This window comes from Shimia sediminis, assembly GCF_003990645.1.
Taxonomy (GTDB): Bacteria; Pseudomonadota; Alphaproteobacteria; order Rhodobacterales; family Rhodobacteraceae; genus Shimia; species Shimia sediminis.
In genome coordinates, this window is the sequence record NZ_RYZK01000003.1 from 179,948 (window position 1) to 194,797 (window position 14,850).

The window sequence follows — 14,850 nt, forward strand, 5'->3', positions numbered from 1 at the left end:
CATGACCCTCGAAGCGCGTCACATCCAGTTTGAAAACGCCACAACGCTTTGTCACTTTGACATCCTCGTGGCGGATGACTTTGTCCTGACCGAACTGGCCGGCGTGGTGGACGTGCTGATGATCGCCAACCGGGTCAGCGTGCGCCCGATCTTTGAATGGACCTATCGGTCTCTGGCGGGGGGGTACATGCGCTCTCGCACCGGCGCGCTGGTCGAAACCAAACCCCTGCCTGAGCGCCCCGAGGCAGATTACCTCTTTGTGCTGGGCAACTCCAATCCGGACAATCCCGCTCTGTCTGTCGGCAACCGCCTGCGCCGCTACATTCATCGTGACGCGCAGGTGTTTCTCTTGGCCGAAGCCGCCAGCCGCTACATCGCCGAGTTTGGTGACAAACACGCCTCTGTCACAACCCACTGGGAAAACAGCGCCCTGCAGCGGGAACGCCACATCTCGTTTCAGGCCGGCACCGCGCTGGCCGTGCAGGATGGCAGCGTTGTCACCTGCGCCGGGATGGAGGCCACCGTCGACATCACGCTTGCGCTGATTGGCAAACATGTCTCGGCCGCGATCCGCAACACCGTGGCCGACATTATGTTGCACGAACGCATCCGCGATTTCTCGACCCAACAACCCTTTAGCGGCACCCGTGGCACCCGAACCGGAGACGGTGAGCTGGACGAATGCATCGACCTGATGAGCGCCAACATCGAGGACCCATTGCCGATCAACGAAATTGTCGGGCTGCTGGGCATCTCCAACCGTTCGCTTGAGCGCAAGTTCCGCACCTATCTGGATACCACGCCCAACACCTATTACCGCGAACTGCGGCTGGCCAAGGCCAATAACCTGTTGATGAACACCACGCTCAGCGTGCGTGAAATCGGCTTGGCCTGTGGCTTTGGCAGCGGCTTTTCCGGCCTTTACAAGACCTTCTTCGGGATCACACCGCTGGTGATGCGCAAGCAGCGGCGCATGTCGCGGGCCTGATCGTTGTGGGGCACCGCGCGCCCTTGAGCGTCCCGTGTGCGAAATGCAACAACCCAAAACGGTTGCGGATTGCAGCGGCTTGATGTTCCTGCGCGCGGCACCTAATTGAGACCTACGCTTGAGGCACGTCGCCTCGCGCAATGGAGATTTTATGAAAGAGACCCGGGCCTGACGCCCGTTCCTGGCAAACGAAAATACAGGAACACCAGCAATTAAGGGACGCTCACGCGAGAGGCTGAGCGGCCTTCGTTGTAGTTTCGTAAAATCGAGACACTCCAATGAACATCTCAAAGCACGAGCAACGTGTTTTGCATGAGCTCGCCCTTGGCGGGTCCATTCACTATGAACGCCTGGAAAACGGCAAAATTCACGACGTCACCTGCTACACGCGCAATGGTCACGTGCTGGAGGACTGCACGCTGGCCGTGTTCACCCGTCTTCTGAAGCGGCGCTTTATCCAATCGAAAAACGGACGTCCCTATCGTGCTTCGGCCCTGGGGGTCAAATCGGTGCGCGCGCAAATGAACCAGAGGTAGATCACGCCATGAAACACTCAGATATCCAAGCCATCACAAGCATTCATTGCAGGGCCTTTGGCCCGAAGGAAGGAGCAGAGATCGCGCAGCTTGCGGTGCGCTTTCTGGCTTTGCCCAACACGCTCTCGGTCAGTGTAACGCGTGGCTCGGTGCTTGCGGGCAATGTCCTGTTCACCCCCTTCGTGTTTGTCGAACATCCGAAAGTGAGGTGCTATCTGCTCGCGCCGAATGGCGTCTTGCCCGAGTTTCAGGGGCATGGTGTCGGCAGAGAGCTGATGGAACAGGGCATTGCTGCCGTGCAAGCCACGGGGGCGGCGGCGGTTTTTGTGCTGGGTGTGCCGGGGTTCTATCCCAGGTATGGGTTCACGCCGACCGACAAGCAGACGCCCTTTCCACAGCTTTTGACCACGCCAGAGGCCTGGATGGTGCGAGAGCTGCACCCGGGTGCCGTGCAGGCGTTGGGCGGTGCCACAAGAGCCGTGACGCCCTTTATGGTGCCCGAGCTTTGGGACACTTCGGGCCGCGGGTAGGTCCGGGCAGAGGGGCTATCAAGTGTCACGACGATCCCTTTTGTGCGGTGGAACAGCCGGGGGAATTTGTCGGAAATGGCACATTTTTTGTCGGGTGACTGTGGCAGTGTCACCGCGACTCAAGATCCTAGGAGAGCATGATGGCTGATCTTCCCAACAAGGCCCGTGTGGTCATTATCGGCGGTGGTGTCGTGGGCTGTTCGGTGGCCTATCACCTGACCAAACTCGGCTGGGAGGACGTTGTCCTTCTGGAACGCAAACAGCTGACCTCGGGCACCACGTGGCACGCGGCGGGCCTGATCGCGCAGCTTCGGGCGACCGCCAACATGACCAAACTGGCAAAATACAGCCAGGAGCTTTACGGCAACCTCGAAGCGGAAACCGGCGTCGCGACCGGGTTCAAGCGGGTCGGCTCGATCACCGTGGCCCTGACCGAAGAGCGCAAGGAAGAGATCTATCGTCAGGCCGCCATGGCGCGCGCCTTTGGCGTCGAGGTCGAAGAGATTTCCAACGAACGCGTGCAGGAAATGTACCCCCACCTGAACCTCGAAGGCGTTGTGGGCGCAGTGTACCTGCCGCTTGACGGGCAGGGTGATCCGGCCAACATCGCACTGGCGCTGGCCAAGGGCGCGCGCCAACGCGGTGGCATCGTCAAGGAACGCATCAAGGTCACCGAGATCGTGAAACAGGGCCGCAAGGTCACTGGTGTCGACTGGGTTGCCGATGATGGCTCGGCCTCGGGTCATATCGAATGCGACATGGTGGTGAACTGTGCGGGCATGTGGGGCCACGAGGTGGGCCGCATGGCCGGCGTGAACGTGCCGCTGCACGCTTGCGAACACTTCTACATCGTCTCCGAACCGATCGAAGGCTTGAAGCCACTGCCGGTGCTGCGGGTGCCGGATGAATGCGCCTATTACAAGGAAGACGCAGGAAAAATGATGCTCGGCGCGTTCGAACCCGAGTCCAAGCCCTGGGCGATGGAGGGTATTCCGGACGATTTCGAATTCGACCAGCTGCCCGAGGATTTCGATCACTTTGAACCGATCCTTGAATGGGCTGTGAACCGCATGCCGATGCTGGCCGAGGCGGGGATTCACACCTTCTTTAACGGGCCTGAGTCGTTCACGCCGGATGACGCCTATCACCTCGGCCTCGCGCCCGAGATGGACAACGTCTGGGTCGCCGCGGGCTTCAACTCGATTGGTATCCAGTCCGCAGGTGGCGCAGGCATGGCGCTGGCTGAGTGGATGGACAGCGGCGAAAAGCCCTTTGACCTCGGGGACGTGGACATCAGCCGGATGCAGCCGTTCCAGGGCAACAAGCAATACCTGTTCGAGCGCTCCAAGGAAACGCTGGGCCTCTTGTATGCCGATCACTACCCCTATCGCCAAAAGGCCACCGCGCGTGGCGTGCGCCGCACACCGTTCCACCACCAGCTGCTGGAGCAGGGTGCCGTGATGGGTGAGATCGCCGGATGGGAGCGGGCCAACTGGTTTGCCAATCCGGGTCAGGAACGTGAATACCACTACACCTGGAAACGCCAGAACTGGTTTGAGAATGCCGCCGCAGAACACCGGGCCGTGCGCGAAAATGTCGGCATGTACGACATGTCGTCCTTTGGCAAAATCCGTGTCGAGGGGCCGGACGCCGAGGCCTATCTGAACTACATCGGGGGTGGCGACTATTCGGTGCCGAATGGCAAGATCGTCTATACCCAGTTCCTCAACAATCGCGGCGGGATCGAGGCGGACGTGACCGTCACCCGTCTGACCGAGACCTCGTATCTGGTCGTGACCCCGGCGGCGACACGTCTGGCGGATCAAACCTGGATGGAACGTCACAAGGGCGACTTCCGCGTGGTCATCACCGATGTCACCCCGGGCGAAGGTGTTCTGGCCGTGATGGGGCCAAATTCGCGCAAACTGCTCGAATCTGTGTCTCCGGCGGACTTCTCCAACGCCACCAACCCCTTTGGCACCGCGCAAGAGATCGAGCTGGGCATGGGGCTCGCCCGCGCCCACCGCGTGACCTATGTGGGCGAGCTGGGCTGGGAGATCTACGTTTCCTCCGACATGGCTGGCCATGCGTTCGAAGTGCTGCACGAGGCCGGTCAGGACATGGGCCTGAAACTCTGTGGCATGCACATGATGGACTCGTGCCGGATCGAAAAGGGCTTCCGCCACTTCGGCCATGACATCACCTGCGAAGACAACGTGATTGACGCGGGCCTCGGCTTTGCGGTGAAGACCTCGAAAGAGGACTTTATCGGCAAGGCGGCGGTGCTGGCGCGCAAGGAAAGCGGACCTCAGAACCGGATGCTGCAGTTCAAGCTGACTGATTCCGAACCGCTGTTGTTCCACAACGAACCGATCATTCGCGATGGCGAGTATGTTGGGTACCTGTCCTCGGGCAACTATGGCCACACGCTGGGGGCTGCCATCGGCATGGGCTACGTGCCCTGCGCCGGGGAAAGTGCGGCGGATGTGCTGGGCTCGACCTATGAGATCGACGTCATGGGCACCAAGGTGCGCGCCGAGGTCAGCCTCAAGCCGATGTATGACCCCAAGTCGGAACGCGTGAAAGTCTGAGGCACGGGTAGGTCGGACAGACTGTCCGACCTACGATTCACCGTACGTTAACCTTGGTGCGCCCACTCTGAGGCATGCCAAGGTACATCCGAGATAGAACTCCGGGCGGCACATGGTTTTTTACCGTGTGCCTGCGGGATCGCTCCAGCGATCTTCTGGTGCGAGAGATCGCGCTCTTGCGTCGCGCCGTGATGGGCGCGCGCATCAACCTGCCGTTTCGACCGGACGCCTGGGTCGTACTACCGGACCATATGCATTGCATCTGGACCCTGCCACCGGGGGACGCGGATTTTTCCGCCCGGTGGAAGTCGATCAAGGGGCGGTTCTCGCGCGCTTTGCCCGACTGTGCCAGCTTTCGCGCCGCAGCCCGCCGACCCGGCGAAAAAGGCGTCTGGCAGAACCGCTTTTGGGAACATCGCATCCGCGACGCCCACGACCTGCGGCAACATCTGGACATCCTCCACCTCAGCCCCGTCAATCAGGGCCTCGTCGCGCGGCCCGAGGCATGGCCCTATTCCTCGATCCATCGCATCAGGCAACAGAAAGGCGGCCTGCCCCCGGACTGGGTGCCGCCGCCCCGCGTAGGTCGGACAGCCTGTCCGACCTACCCCGGCGTCCATCACATCCGCTGATCTGTCGTTTCACGTTTTTCAATGTTTCTTCTGCCCCCGAACCTGCCATAAACATCCGGTGATCTCTGGCAGGAGTGGCAGATGGCCAACCCCCAAACCCAACCCGAAAACCGGGATACGCCGCAGGGCTTTGCCCTTGCGGTGTCGGCCTATGTGCTCTGGGGCTTTCTGCCGCTCTACATGAAACTGCTGTCGCATGTTCCACCGGCCGAGATTGTTGCGCATCGGGTCATCTGGTCGGTGCCGCTTGCCGGTCTGGTGCTGATCGCCCTGCGCCGCACGAGCGACCTGCGCGCCGCCCTTGGCAATCCCCGCATGCTGGCCATGGCCTGCCTAACTGCGGCGCTGGTCTCGGTGAACTGGGGCATCTACGTCTGGGCCATCACCAGCGGCAACGCGCTGGACGCGGCGCTCGGCTATTACATGAACCCGCTGTTCTCGATTGCTCTTGGCGCCATCTTCCTTGGGGAACGCCTGACACGGGCACAGTTTGTTGCGATCGGGCTGGCCGGTGCCGGTGTCGCCGTCTTGATTTTCGAGGCCGGACGCCTGCCCCTGGCCGCGCTTGGCATGATGTTTTCCTGGGGGTTTTACGCGATGTTCAAGCGGTCGCTGCCCATCGGCCCCAATCAGGGGTTCCTGTTGGAAGTGTTGATCCTTCTGCTTCCCGCCCTTGGTTACGTTGCGTGGATACAGGCCTCGGGGCAGGGGCACTTCCTGACCACCCTGCCCAACACCGCCCTCCTGATGGCTGCCGGGGCGGTGACGGCGGTGCCGCTGATGATCTACGCCAATGGGGCCAAATTGGTCCGACTCTCGACCATGGGCATCCTGCAATACATTGCCCCCACCATGATCTTCCTCATCGCCGTCTTCCTGTTTGGCGAAGAGATCGACCGTGGGCGCATGATCGCCTTTCCGCTGATCTGGATCGCGCTGGTGGTCTATTCGATCCCGATGATCCGTCAGATGCGCCGCGCCTGAGCGCGGATCACCTGCGACAGCATGTTAGCCCACACCGCATAGGCGTCTTCTGACGGATGAAAGCCATCGCGCGCCACGTACCTGGGCTCATACGGCAGGTCCAGCGGCAGGTGCACACAGTCCTCGCGCGCCGCAGCCAGCCCCTTCAGCACCCGATCCAGCCGCGCAGCGTGACAGCCCAGCACCCAGCGTAACGGCTGTGGCAACAGCGGAAAATGCTGCATCGGCGGCAGTCCTGAGAGCACAAAAGCCCTGACCCCACGCGCCGCACGCAGCTCTGCGATCAACCGGGATTGCTCCGCATGAAACCGCCTTGCGCTGCGAAATCGCGTGGTGTCATTCACCCCATGCACCAATAGGGCGAGGTCAAACGGCCCCTCGGGCAACCCGTCGACCTTGGCCAGGGACTCCCGCGTTGTCGCCCCGGTTTTCGCCTCAAGATGCCAGGTCACCGACCCGCCCAGGGCCCGCGCCAATTGCCCGCTCAGGGCTGCGGCCTGCGTTTCGGCGCCAACCCCGGCTGCCGAAGAATCGCCCAGGATCAGCACCCGCAGCCCCGCGCCATCTCCGCCCGCTCTCGGGCCGGGAGGTTCGGGCAGTTGCAACGCCCGCCAGCGCACCCACAACCCCTCTGCCGCCAAAAGCGGTGCCAGCGGCAGTCGGGCAATCTGATCGGGTGCCAGCATGTTATTTCATGCGGTTGCCGTTGACATAGACATGGCCCTCGGCGGTCATCTCAACCTCTGAACGCAGCCTATCCGCACTGCCATCCTCGGCGGGTTTGGTCATCATCGCCAATCCCATGCGCGCGCCACTCGCATCCTTGTCGCTGAGCAGCCCCATCGACACCAGCGTGTCGATCAGCGTGTTTGCGCCCTTGATGTCAAAGCGCGCGGTGCCGATTGGCAACGGTGGTGCGGCGCTGTTGTCAAAGGACACCGCCCCTGTGCCCGAAACCTCGGCCCCCGCCGCACGCAGCACAAAGCTGTCCAGCGTCAGATCCTGCGGTTCGACCGCCAGTCCGGGCAGGGTGTCCATGGCGGTTTCCACGTTCAGAATGTCCAGCCACTCGACCATGTTCCGGGCATGGCCACTGGCCTTCATCACCAGGTCTGCAGGCGTGCGCGGCAACACCGCACCGGGGTCGAACATGGCCCAGAGCGACTCGTCAAGGCTCAGACCGGTCATCTCCAGATGGATGCGGTAGGGCGCAAACTGGTCGTCCTTCAGCAGCGGAATCTGCATATCGGTGTCAAAGGCAGCAATATCCATGCCCAGCATCAAGGGCACCGGCTGGGACAACTGCATGTCCATCCGTGCATTGCGCATCGGACCCGAGATGCCGAAACCGCTCTGATCCAGCACCATCCGCACCTCGTAATGCTCGGTCACCACCGACTGCGCCATGACCTCCTGACCCTCGACACTTGACGATTGGTCCGAGAAATAGCCCGTGGCGTCTCCCTCAATCTCGAGCATCAGGCCCGCGCGCAGGGCGGCGGCGAGGTCCAGAATGCTCATGCCATCGCGCGGCATCGCGAACCGCATGTCGCCCTGCATTGCCTCTGCGCCCTGTTTGCCCTGGGTGTCGACCTGCACCCCGTCCTCGGTCACGGTTTGGGCAAATGTGAACGCCTGCGCACCGCTTGTATAGCTGCCCGATGTCTCGACCATCTCGCCCACGGTGGTGCGGAAGCTGCCCTTGTAGTCTTCGACAAAGCCCTGACCCGACAATCTGTCGATCAGGTTCGGCACCACGATATCGGCCAGCGTCATATCCATGCGGGGGACGTTATAGGTATAGGTCACGTCGGCGGGCGATCCGCTGGCGATGACCTCGATCCCCTCATACACCACCCCCATGCCACCGGACTGGCTGATACCTTCGGGGCTGGTGAACGTCAGAGTGTAGCTTGCGGCGGGTGGGTAGATCATGTCGACCGACCCATCGCCGCGCGCCTGCAGTTCAAGCGACCCCACCGACAGTGCCACTGATCCCGCGTCAAACGGCAGCGCCAGCGCATAGACCACATCCTCGAGCATCAGCGCCTTGCCCGACCGGGTGGCCCTGGCCGTCAGCGTCACACCCATCGGCGCCACCATATCCTGCATGTTCTGCCAGACATCTTCCGGCGTGACATCCGCCCAGAGTTGCGCGGGGATCAGTGTGGCGCACAGCAGCGCGGTGCGGCGGGAAAGCAGGGGAAACGTCATCCTGTGAACCTCAAGAATACAAACCAATTTCGCGCGCAGATTAGGGTTGGCGGGTGGGGGCCACAAGCGGATTCCAGGGTCAGCTCAGCGCATTCTGGAACGCGAGGAACCGCGGGTCCTTGGTCACCCGCCCCATGATCTCATCCCGCAACACGCCGACAGTTTTATAGGGGCGCATCACCACTTCGAATGTCTGGATCAACCCGTCATCGTTGAGCGTGATCAGATCGACGCCAACCGCGTCGAACTCTTTGACCTTGCACTGAAACTCCAGCGCCCAGTCATTGCCCTCGCCCATGATGCGGCGATATTCAAAGTCCTGAAAAATCTGCCCCACATGGCCCAGGATCGCGGCGCAGGGTTCGCGCCCGGTCCAGGTTTTCCAATAGGTCGGCGGCAGGAACTTCACGTCCTCGGCCAGAACCTCGATGATCTTGGTGTCGTCCCCCGAGGCGATGATCTCGGTCATTCGCTGAATGGTCGGGTGCATGGGGTGTCCTCCGAATTTTGTCAGGTCTGGGTTTTGCCCAAGCCTGCCCATATCGCGCGCGCTCGCAAGCCTGACGTCGGGTTGCCCCTGCCCGGCGCAGGCTCTAAAGCGGGCGCATGGCCGTATCGTCTGATTATACCCCGCCGCAGGATCCGCTGGATGTGCTGCACGAAGATCACGAGATTGTCGTGGTCAACAAACCGCATGGGCTGTTGTCGGTGCCGGGCAAGGGCGCACATCTCGCCGATTGCCTGCTGGCGCGTGTGCAGGCGGCCTTTCCCATGGCGCTCTTGGTGCACCGTCTGGATCGGGACACGTCGGGCGTGATGGTCTTTGGCCTGACGCCACATGCGCAACGACATCTGGGGCTGCAGTTCGAGAAACGCCAGACCAAAAAGACCTATGTGGCGCGCATCGAAGGGCGGCTCGAGCCGAAAACCGGCACCGTCGACCTGCCGCTGATCGTGGATTGGCCGAACCGTCCGAAACAGATGGTGGATCATGAAAACGGCAAGGCGGCTGAGACCGATTGGCGGGTTCTGAAGCAAAGCGATGCAGAGACCCGCGTGCGGCTGATGCCGAAGACCGGGCGCAGCCACCAGCTGCGGGTGCATATGCTGGCGCTGGGCCATGCCATTCTGGGCGACCCGCTCTATGCGACCGGTGCGGCGCGCGAGGATTTTGACCGCCTCATGCTGCATTCGGAAGAGCTGCGCCTGCGCCACCCGGATGGGGGACGCGGCATGAGTTTCCGGGCCAAGGCGCCGTTCTGACGGGGGGGAGGGGCGCTGCCCCTCTGGGCCTGCGGCCCATTCACCCCGGAGTATTTTTGGCGAAATGAAGCATGGCAAAGAAAAGCGCCGGGGGATGCCCGGCGCCTTGATGGTTTTGGGGATGGGCAGGGTTACTCCCAGGGGCAGCCCGAGATCGCTTTGATCTCGCAGAACTCTTCGATGCCCCAGACACCGCCCTCGCGGCCATTGCCCGACTGGCCGTAGCCGCCAAAGGGCGAGCCAAGCTGGCGGCCGATGCCATTGGTCTCGACCATGCCAGAGCGGACCGCGCGGGCCATGCGCAGGCGTTTTTCCGGATCTTCGGTCTGGATGTAGTTGGTCAGGCCGTAAACCGTGTCATTGGCCATCTCGATGGCCTGGTCTTCGGTGTCAAAGGGGGTCATGGCCAGAACCGGGCCAAAGATCTCTTCGCGATAGATGGTCATGTCGGGGGTCACGTCGGCAAAGACGGTGGGGCGTACATAGTAGCCCTTGTTGACCCCTTCAGGACGGCCCAGACCACCAGCCAGAAGGGTTGCGCCCTCTTTGATGCCGATCTCGATCAGCCCTTGGATCTTGTTGTACTGCAGCTCGCTCACCACCGGGCCGATGTGGCGGCCGCTTTCCGTGGTCGGGCCGACCTGGGTGGCTTCTGCCGCCGCCTTGGCCTGTTCCACGGCTTCGTCATAGCGCGACCGCTCGACCAGCATGCGGGTTGGTGCGTTGCACGACTGTCCGGTGTTGTTCATGCAGTGGATGACACCGCGCTTCACGGCCTTTTCATCCGCATCGGCAAAGACCACGTTGGCGCCCTTGCCGCCCAGCTCGAGGCTGACACGTTTCAGCGTGTCGGCCGCGGCTTTCGAGATCGCGGTGCCGGCGCGGGTCGAGCCGGTGAAGGAGATCATGTCGACATCCGGGTGCGCCGAGAGCTGCGAGCCCACGCCGACGCCATCGCCGTTGACCATGTTGAACACGCCCGCGGGGAACCCGGCCTCGTCCACCATCTCGGCAAACAGCACCGACGACAGCGGCGCGATTTCCGAAGGTTTCAGCACCATGGTGCAGCCCACGGCCATCGCCGGGATCGCCTTGAGGAACACCTGGTTCATCGGCCAGTTCCACGGCGTGATCATGCCGCAGACGCCGATGGGTTCCAGGCGAATGCGATCCACGTCCTTATAGGGTCTTTCAAATTCGAACCCTTCCAGAGCATCCAGAAAGCCGTCGATGTGCCAGGTGCCCGAGCCCCACTGGCCACCGCGGGCCAGATCGATCGGCGCGCCCATTTCGGCACGCATGGCTTCGGCCATGTCGTCACGGCGCGCGGTATAGACTTCGCCCAGCTTGCGGATCAGCGCAATGCGCTCTTCCAGCGGGGTCGCGGCCCAGGCGGGGAACGCGGCCTTGGCGGCAGCGACGGCGGCGTCTGTGTCGGCCTGATCGCCGATGGAGATTACCGCGCAGACCTCTTCGGTGGCAGGATCAATCACATCCATGTCGCGGGGCTGTGCCGGGTCAACCCAGGCACCGTTAATATAGAATTGGCGTTTCTCAATCATGGGTTTCCTCCAGGGAATCTTAGGCCATTTTGCGGGCACTCTGTCAGTGTGCAGGCGCCCCCGCAAGGGCCTCTGTCGCAGCGTCGTGAGAATTTGATCAAATTATTGGAATTGTCAATCCAACGGAGGGTCGCACACCCTCGTGATACAATCACCCTATACATTCCCAGTCGAACCGGCTTCTATTTCCCCATCACGTTTCATCAGATTCTCCAGGAGGACCCCATGGGCCTGCGCATCAACGACACCGTTCCGAATTTCACCGCCATGACCGATCAGGGCGCGATCACCTTTCACGACTGGATTGGCGACAACTGGGCCATCCTGTTCTCGCACCCCAAGGATTTTACCCCCGTCTGCACCACCGAGTTCGGGGCCGTGGCTCAGCTGGCCGATGAATGGGCCGCGCGCGGCTGCAAGGTGATCGGCGTCTCCGTGGACGGCGTCGAAGAGCACAAGGGCTGGAAATCCGACATCGAAAGCTACGCGGGCACTTCTGCGGGCTTTCCGATCATCGCCGACGAAGGTCTCGCGGTGTCCAAGGCCTTTGACATGCTGCCTGCCGAGGCCTACATGCCCGACGGCCGCACACCTGCCGACAGCGCCACGGTGCGCTCGGTCTTTATCATCGGGCCGGACAAGCAGCTGAAACTGTCGATGACCTATCCGATGAACGTCGGGCGCAACTTTGCCGAAGTGCTGCGCGCGCTGGACGGCCTGCAGACGGCGGCCAAGGAAAACGTTGCAACGCCCGCCAACTGGACACCGGGCGGCGACGTGGTGATCCCGGTGGCGGTCAGCGACGAGGACGCGCGGGCGAAGTATGGCGATTTCACCACCCACTTCCCCTACCTGCGCATGACCAAACTGCCGGGTTAAGACCTGCCGCGCATCTTGTGGGAAAAGGCCATGGCCTTTTCCTGCAGCAGGCGGCGTTGTTTGCGGAAACCGTAGAATTTCGACCGCTTATAGATGCCGCGATTGCCGCCTGAACGCGCCGAGATATCGCTGTCAAAACTGCCCGCATTGACCAGCGGCGTGCGCGTCGCCAATCCCATGTCGGTGCGCGTGTGCACCTGCCGCATCATGTTGTCCGCCGGGCAATAGATCGGCTCAGCGGCGTCCAGAAACGACTGTGCGCCTGCCTGATTCCAGATCAACGCGTGGGCCAGCATGGGGAAATAATGGGCCCGCACCACGTCGACTCCGGCCACAGTTTCGACCGGTGTGGTGATCTTCAGACGTTGTGCCCCGATATTGACGCAGTGCCAGTCATCGCGGGTCCGCAGCCAGTCGAGCAACGGGCCCAGAACCTCAGCCGCCTCGCGCGCAAAGGTGATGTCGTCTTCAAAGACAATCGCCATGTCGTCGCCACTGTCACGAAACGCCGTCAGCGCGCGCTGGTGGCCGACATAACAGCCGATCTCGCCGCCGGACATCGACCGCCCCATGAAATTGCGCGCCTTGCGGTCATCATAGGGTGCAAAGCTGTCCAGATCGATCTGGCGCCCGTCAAACCCGTCCACCCGCACCGCCTCGATATCATGGGCGGCCAGTTCGGCGGAGGCATGCGTCATCCGGTCGGGCGAGGAAATCAGGTTGATGACATAGCCTTTGAGTGTCATCTGAGCGCCGCCGAATCCTGTTGAAACACTTTGACATAGGCCTCGACCACGGCTTTTTCCGAGAACATCTCTTCCAATCTGTCGCTGGCGTTCTGCGCCCAAATTGCGGCGTCTTCGGGGTTGGCCCGGATATGTGCCAACGCTCCAGCCACGGCGTCCACATCGTCGATCTCGACCAATGCGCCATCTACGTCCGGGCGCATATACCAGTTCGGACCTTCCGAGCGGGTCGACACCGAGGGCACGCCCGCGCGCCAGGCTTCCAGCAGCATGTTGCCCAGCGGTTCGTGGCGTGACGGCATGACAAAGGCATCGCCCGCCGCAATGCAATGGATCGCCTCGGGCACCCAGCCCAGGAACCGCACACGGTCCTCGACCTGCAATTCCGCAGCCAGGCCGCGCAGCATCTCTTCCTCGGGGCCTTCGCCCATCAGCCACAGCCATGCGCCGGGCGTCTTGGCCACGGCGCGCAGGGCCACGTCCATGCCCTTGCGGTTCACGAACCGCCCGCCCGCCACCACAAGAAAGGCATCCTCGGGCGTGTCAAAGTCGGCGCGGTTCACCGGTTTGGCGTCTATAGGCCGCGGGAAGTTTGAAATCGTTTCCGAGGCACCGGTCCATCCCAAGCCATGCACATGGGTGACGATATCCGGCAGGTTGCCCACCACCACGTCAGTATTGTTGAAGTACCGCAGGCTTAGCGGGAAATCCCCCAGCCGTGTCACGCGCACCGCCGGGGTGGTGCTGGCCTTGGGCAACAGCCGGCTGGCCCTCGGCATCCACGCCAGGATCGCATCCGGCTGCCATGTCTTGCAGATGCGCCGCATCTTCCACTGCATGACGCCAGTCGCCGCAATGAAATGCGAGAAATTGCCCTCGGTCACCTTGCCAAGCGCCTTGATATCATCGCTCCAGGTGCGGTCGGGTCGCACGATGAACTGCTGCTCCAGCCCGTGCCGGTCAAACGCCTGCGCCAGCGCCACAAAGAACCGCTCGGCACCGCCTTCTTTGCCGAAATGCACATGGAGGAGCTTCAAAGGCTTCATCTCGATCAGTCTCGCACCAACAAGACGTTCTTGTCTACGGTCTCGGCGACCCTGAACCCCTTTGTTTCCAGATCCCTCAGCATCGTATCAACGGCGTCCTGCCCGACGATATGCGGGTGCAATTCCATGATGATCCGATCCACGGTTCCAAACTCGGCGCTCGCCATCAGCCCGATCTCGGCGCCTTCGACATCGATGACGATGACCGTGGGTTCAAGATCACGCAGCAGATCATTCAAAGCCGCACTTTGCACGGTGACCTCGGCCCCTGCGAGGTTGCGGTCAAAGATCGAAGACGACACCAGATTGTCTGCCGAATGAAAGGTGATCGGGTTGCCGTCCGGCGTCACCGCCATCATGTGCAGTTTGGGATGCACACTGTTCAGGTCATAGTTGCCCCGGATAATGCGTTCCATGGCCGGATTGGCTTCAAACGAGAACACGTTCTCTGCCCCGCAAATCCGCGCCGACAGCAAACCGATAAACCCTGTTCCCGCACCTATCTCAAGCACGCGATCCTCGGGTTTGATACAGGCCTGAACCAGAAGGGCCTCGGCCAGTTCATAAACCCCGCCAAACACGCCGTAACGCACGGTTTTGGGTACGACAGAAGCGTCAGTGTTTAGCAGGATGCCGTTCTGTGGAAGCTTCTTGGTGTCCAACAGGCGATGCCAAAGGCGTCTAATACCCCGGAACGGCGACTTTTTTAACGTAACCAATGCTGATCTTCTCCGACTTTTGGTAAACCCGGGCTTCGAGTCCATCAAATTTGTTAGGCCGCTTTTCTCTGCCTCGGTCAACAAGGCTGGTTTGAATGCTCTCTGTTGATTTTCGAGTTTCTTAGCAGACTGTGACTCTGAACACCACGGCAGACCTCAC

General features: G+C 61.6%; 15 protein-coding genes. 8 read left to right on the plus strand and 7 right to left on the minus strand.

The genetic code is table 11. The features are described 5' to 3' along the window. Position 1: 1 nt before the first annotated feature. The 6 genes from EK369_RS08850 (at position 2) to rarD (ending at position 6,261) form a co-directional block, all read left to right on the plus strand. Positions 2-988 carry a GlxA family transcriptional regulator gene (locus tag EK369_RS08850; protein WP_127113628.1) on the plus strand — a complete coding sequence of 329 codons (987 nt, stop codon included), beginning with the start codon at positions 2-4 and terminating at the stop codon, positions 986-988. Positions 989-1,266: 278 nt separating this feature from the next. Then, entirely contained in the window at positions 1,267-1,524 is a 258-nt protein-coding gene (locus EK369_RS08855; RefSeq protein WP_127113630.1) for a YjhX family toxin, read from the plus strand. A gap of 8 nt (positions 1,525-1,532) precedes the next feature. After that, positions 1,533-2,054, plus strand: coding sequence for a GNAT family N-acetyltransferase (locus EK369_RS08860; protein WP_127113632.1), 522 nt, complete (start codon positions 1,533-1,535; stop codon positions 2,052-2,054). 140 nt (positions 2,055-2,194) lie between these two features. After that, positions 2,195-4,645, plus strand: a complete 2,451-nt coding sequence (locus EK369_RS08865) for a GcvT family protein (protein WP_127113634.1) — start codon at positions 2,195-2,197, stop codon at positions 4,643-4,645. Between the two features lie 74 nt (positions 4,646-4,719). Further along, entirely contained in the window at positions 4,720-5,277 is a 558-nt protein-coding gene (locus tag EK369_RS08870; protein ID WP_127113636.1) for an REP-associated tyrosine transposase, read from the plus strand. 81 nt (positions 5,278-5,358) lie between these two features. Beyond that, positions 5,359-6,261: an EamA family transporter RarD gene (gene rarD / locus EK369_RS08875; RefSeq protein WP_127113638.1), complete on the plus strand. Its 903-nt coding sequence runs from the start codon at positions 5,359-5,361 to the stop codon at positions 6,259-6,261. On the opposite strand, the gene EK369_RS08880 is transcribed toward rarD, so the two are convergent. The 3 genes from EK369_RS08880 to EK369_RS08890 form a co-directional block, all read right to left on the minus strand. Continuing rightward, positions 6,243-6,947 (minus strand): SGNH/GDSL hydrolase family protein, encoded by a 705-nt coding sequence (locus EK369_RS08880; protein ID WP_127113640.1) that lies wholly within the window; start codon positions 6,945-6,947, stop codon positions 6,243-6,245. The two genes, rarD and EK369_RS08880, sit on opposite strands and share 19 nt — an antisense overlap. 1 nt (position 6,948) lies before the next feature. Then, on the minus strand, positions 6,949-8,475 hold the full coding sequence (locus EK369_RS08885) for a DUF2125 domain-containing protein (protein ID WP_127113642.1): 1,527 nt from the start codon (positions 8,473-8,475) through the stop codon (positions 6,949-6,951). A 79-nt stretch (positions 8,476-8,554) separates the two neighbouring features. After that, positions 8,555-8,965 carry a nuclear transport factor 2 family protein gene (locus EK369_RS08890; RefSeq protein ID WP_127113644.1) on the minus strand — a complete coding sequence of 137 codons (411 nt, stop codon included), beginning with the start codon at positions 8,963-8,965 and terminating at the stop codon, positions 8,555-8,557. A gap of 116 nt (positions 8,966-9,081) precedes the next feature. On the opposite strand from EK369_RS08890, the gene EK369_RS08895 reads away from it, so the two are divergent. Further along, positions 9,082-9,738, plus strand: coding sequence for an RluA family pseudouridine synthase (locus EK369_RS08895; RefSeq protein ID WP_127113646.1), 657 nt, complete (start codon positions 9,082-9,084; stop codon positions 9,736-9,738). A 131-nt stretch (positions 9,739-9,869) separates the two neighbouring features. Here the strand turns inward: EK369_RS08895 and EK369_RS08900 are convergent, their stop codons facing one another. After that, positions 9,870-11,300: an aldehyde dehydrogenase family protein gene (locus tag EK369_RS08900; protein ID WP_127113648.1), complete on the minus strand. Its 1,431-nt coding sequence runs from the start codon at positions 11,298-11,300 to the stop codon at positions 9,870-9,872. Between the two features lie 225 nt (positions 11,301-11,525). On the opposite strand from EK369_RS08900, the gene EK369_RS08905 reads away from it, so the two are divergent. Then, positions 11,526-12,179, plus strand: a complete 654-nt coding sequence (locus EK369_RS08905; RefSeq protein WP_127113650.1) for a peroxiredoxin — start codon at positions 11,526-11,528, stop codon at positions 12,177-12,179. Here EK369_RS08905 and EK369_RS08910 read toward each other — a convergent pair. The 3 genes from EK369_RS08910 to EK369_RS08920 are packed head-to-tail and all read right to left on the minus strand — an operon-like array spanning position 12,176 to position 14,633. After that, the gene (locus EK369_RS08910) at positions 12,176-12,925 is read right to left on the minus strand and encodes a glycosyltransferase family 25 protein (RefSeq protein WP_127113652.1); all 750 of its coding nucleotides are present in this window, start codon (positions 12,923-12,925) and stop codon (positions 12,176-12,178) included. The genes EK369_RS08905 and EK369_RS08910 overlap by 4 nt on opposite strands. Beyond that, a complete protein-coding gene (locus tag EK369_RS08915; protein ID WP_127113654.1) occupies positions 12,922-13,971 on the minus strand; it encodes a glycosyltransferase in 1,050 nt (349 codons plus the stop codon). The genes EK369_RS08910 and EK369_RS08915 overlap by 4 nt, the downstream gene beginning before the upstream one ends. Before the next feature lie 5 nt (positions 13,972-13,976). After that, positions 13,977-14,633, minus strand: coding sequence for an FkbM family methyltransferase (locus EK369_RS08920; protein ID WP_164726945.1), 657 nt, complete (start codon positions 14,631-14,633; stop codon positions 13,977-13,979). Between the last annotated feature and the right edge of the window lie 217 nt (positions 14,634-14,850).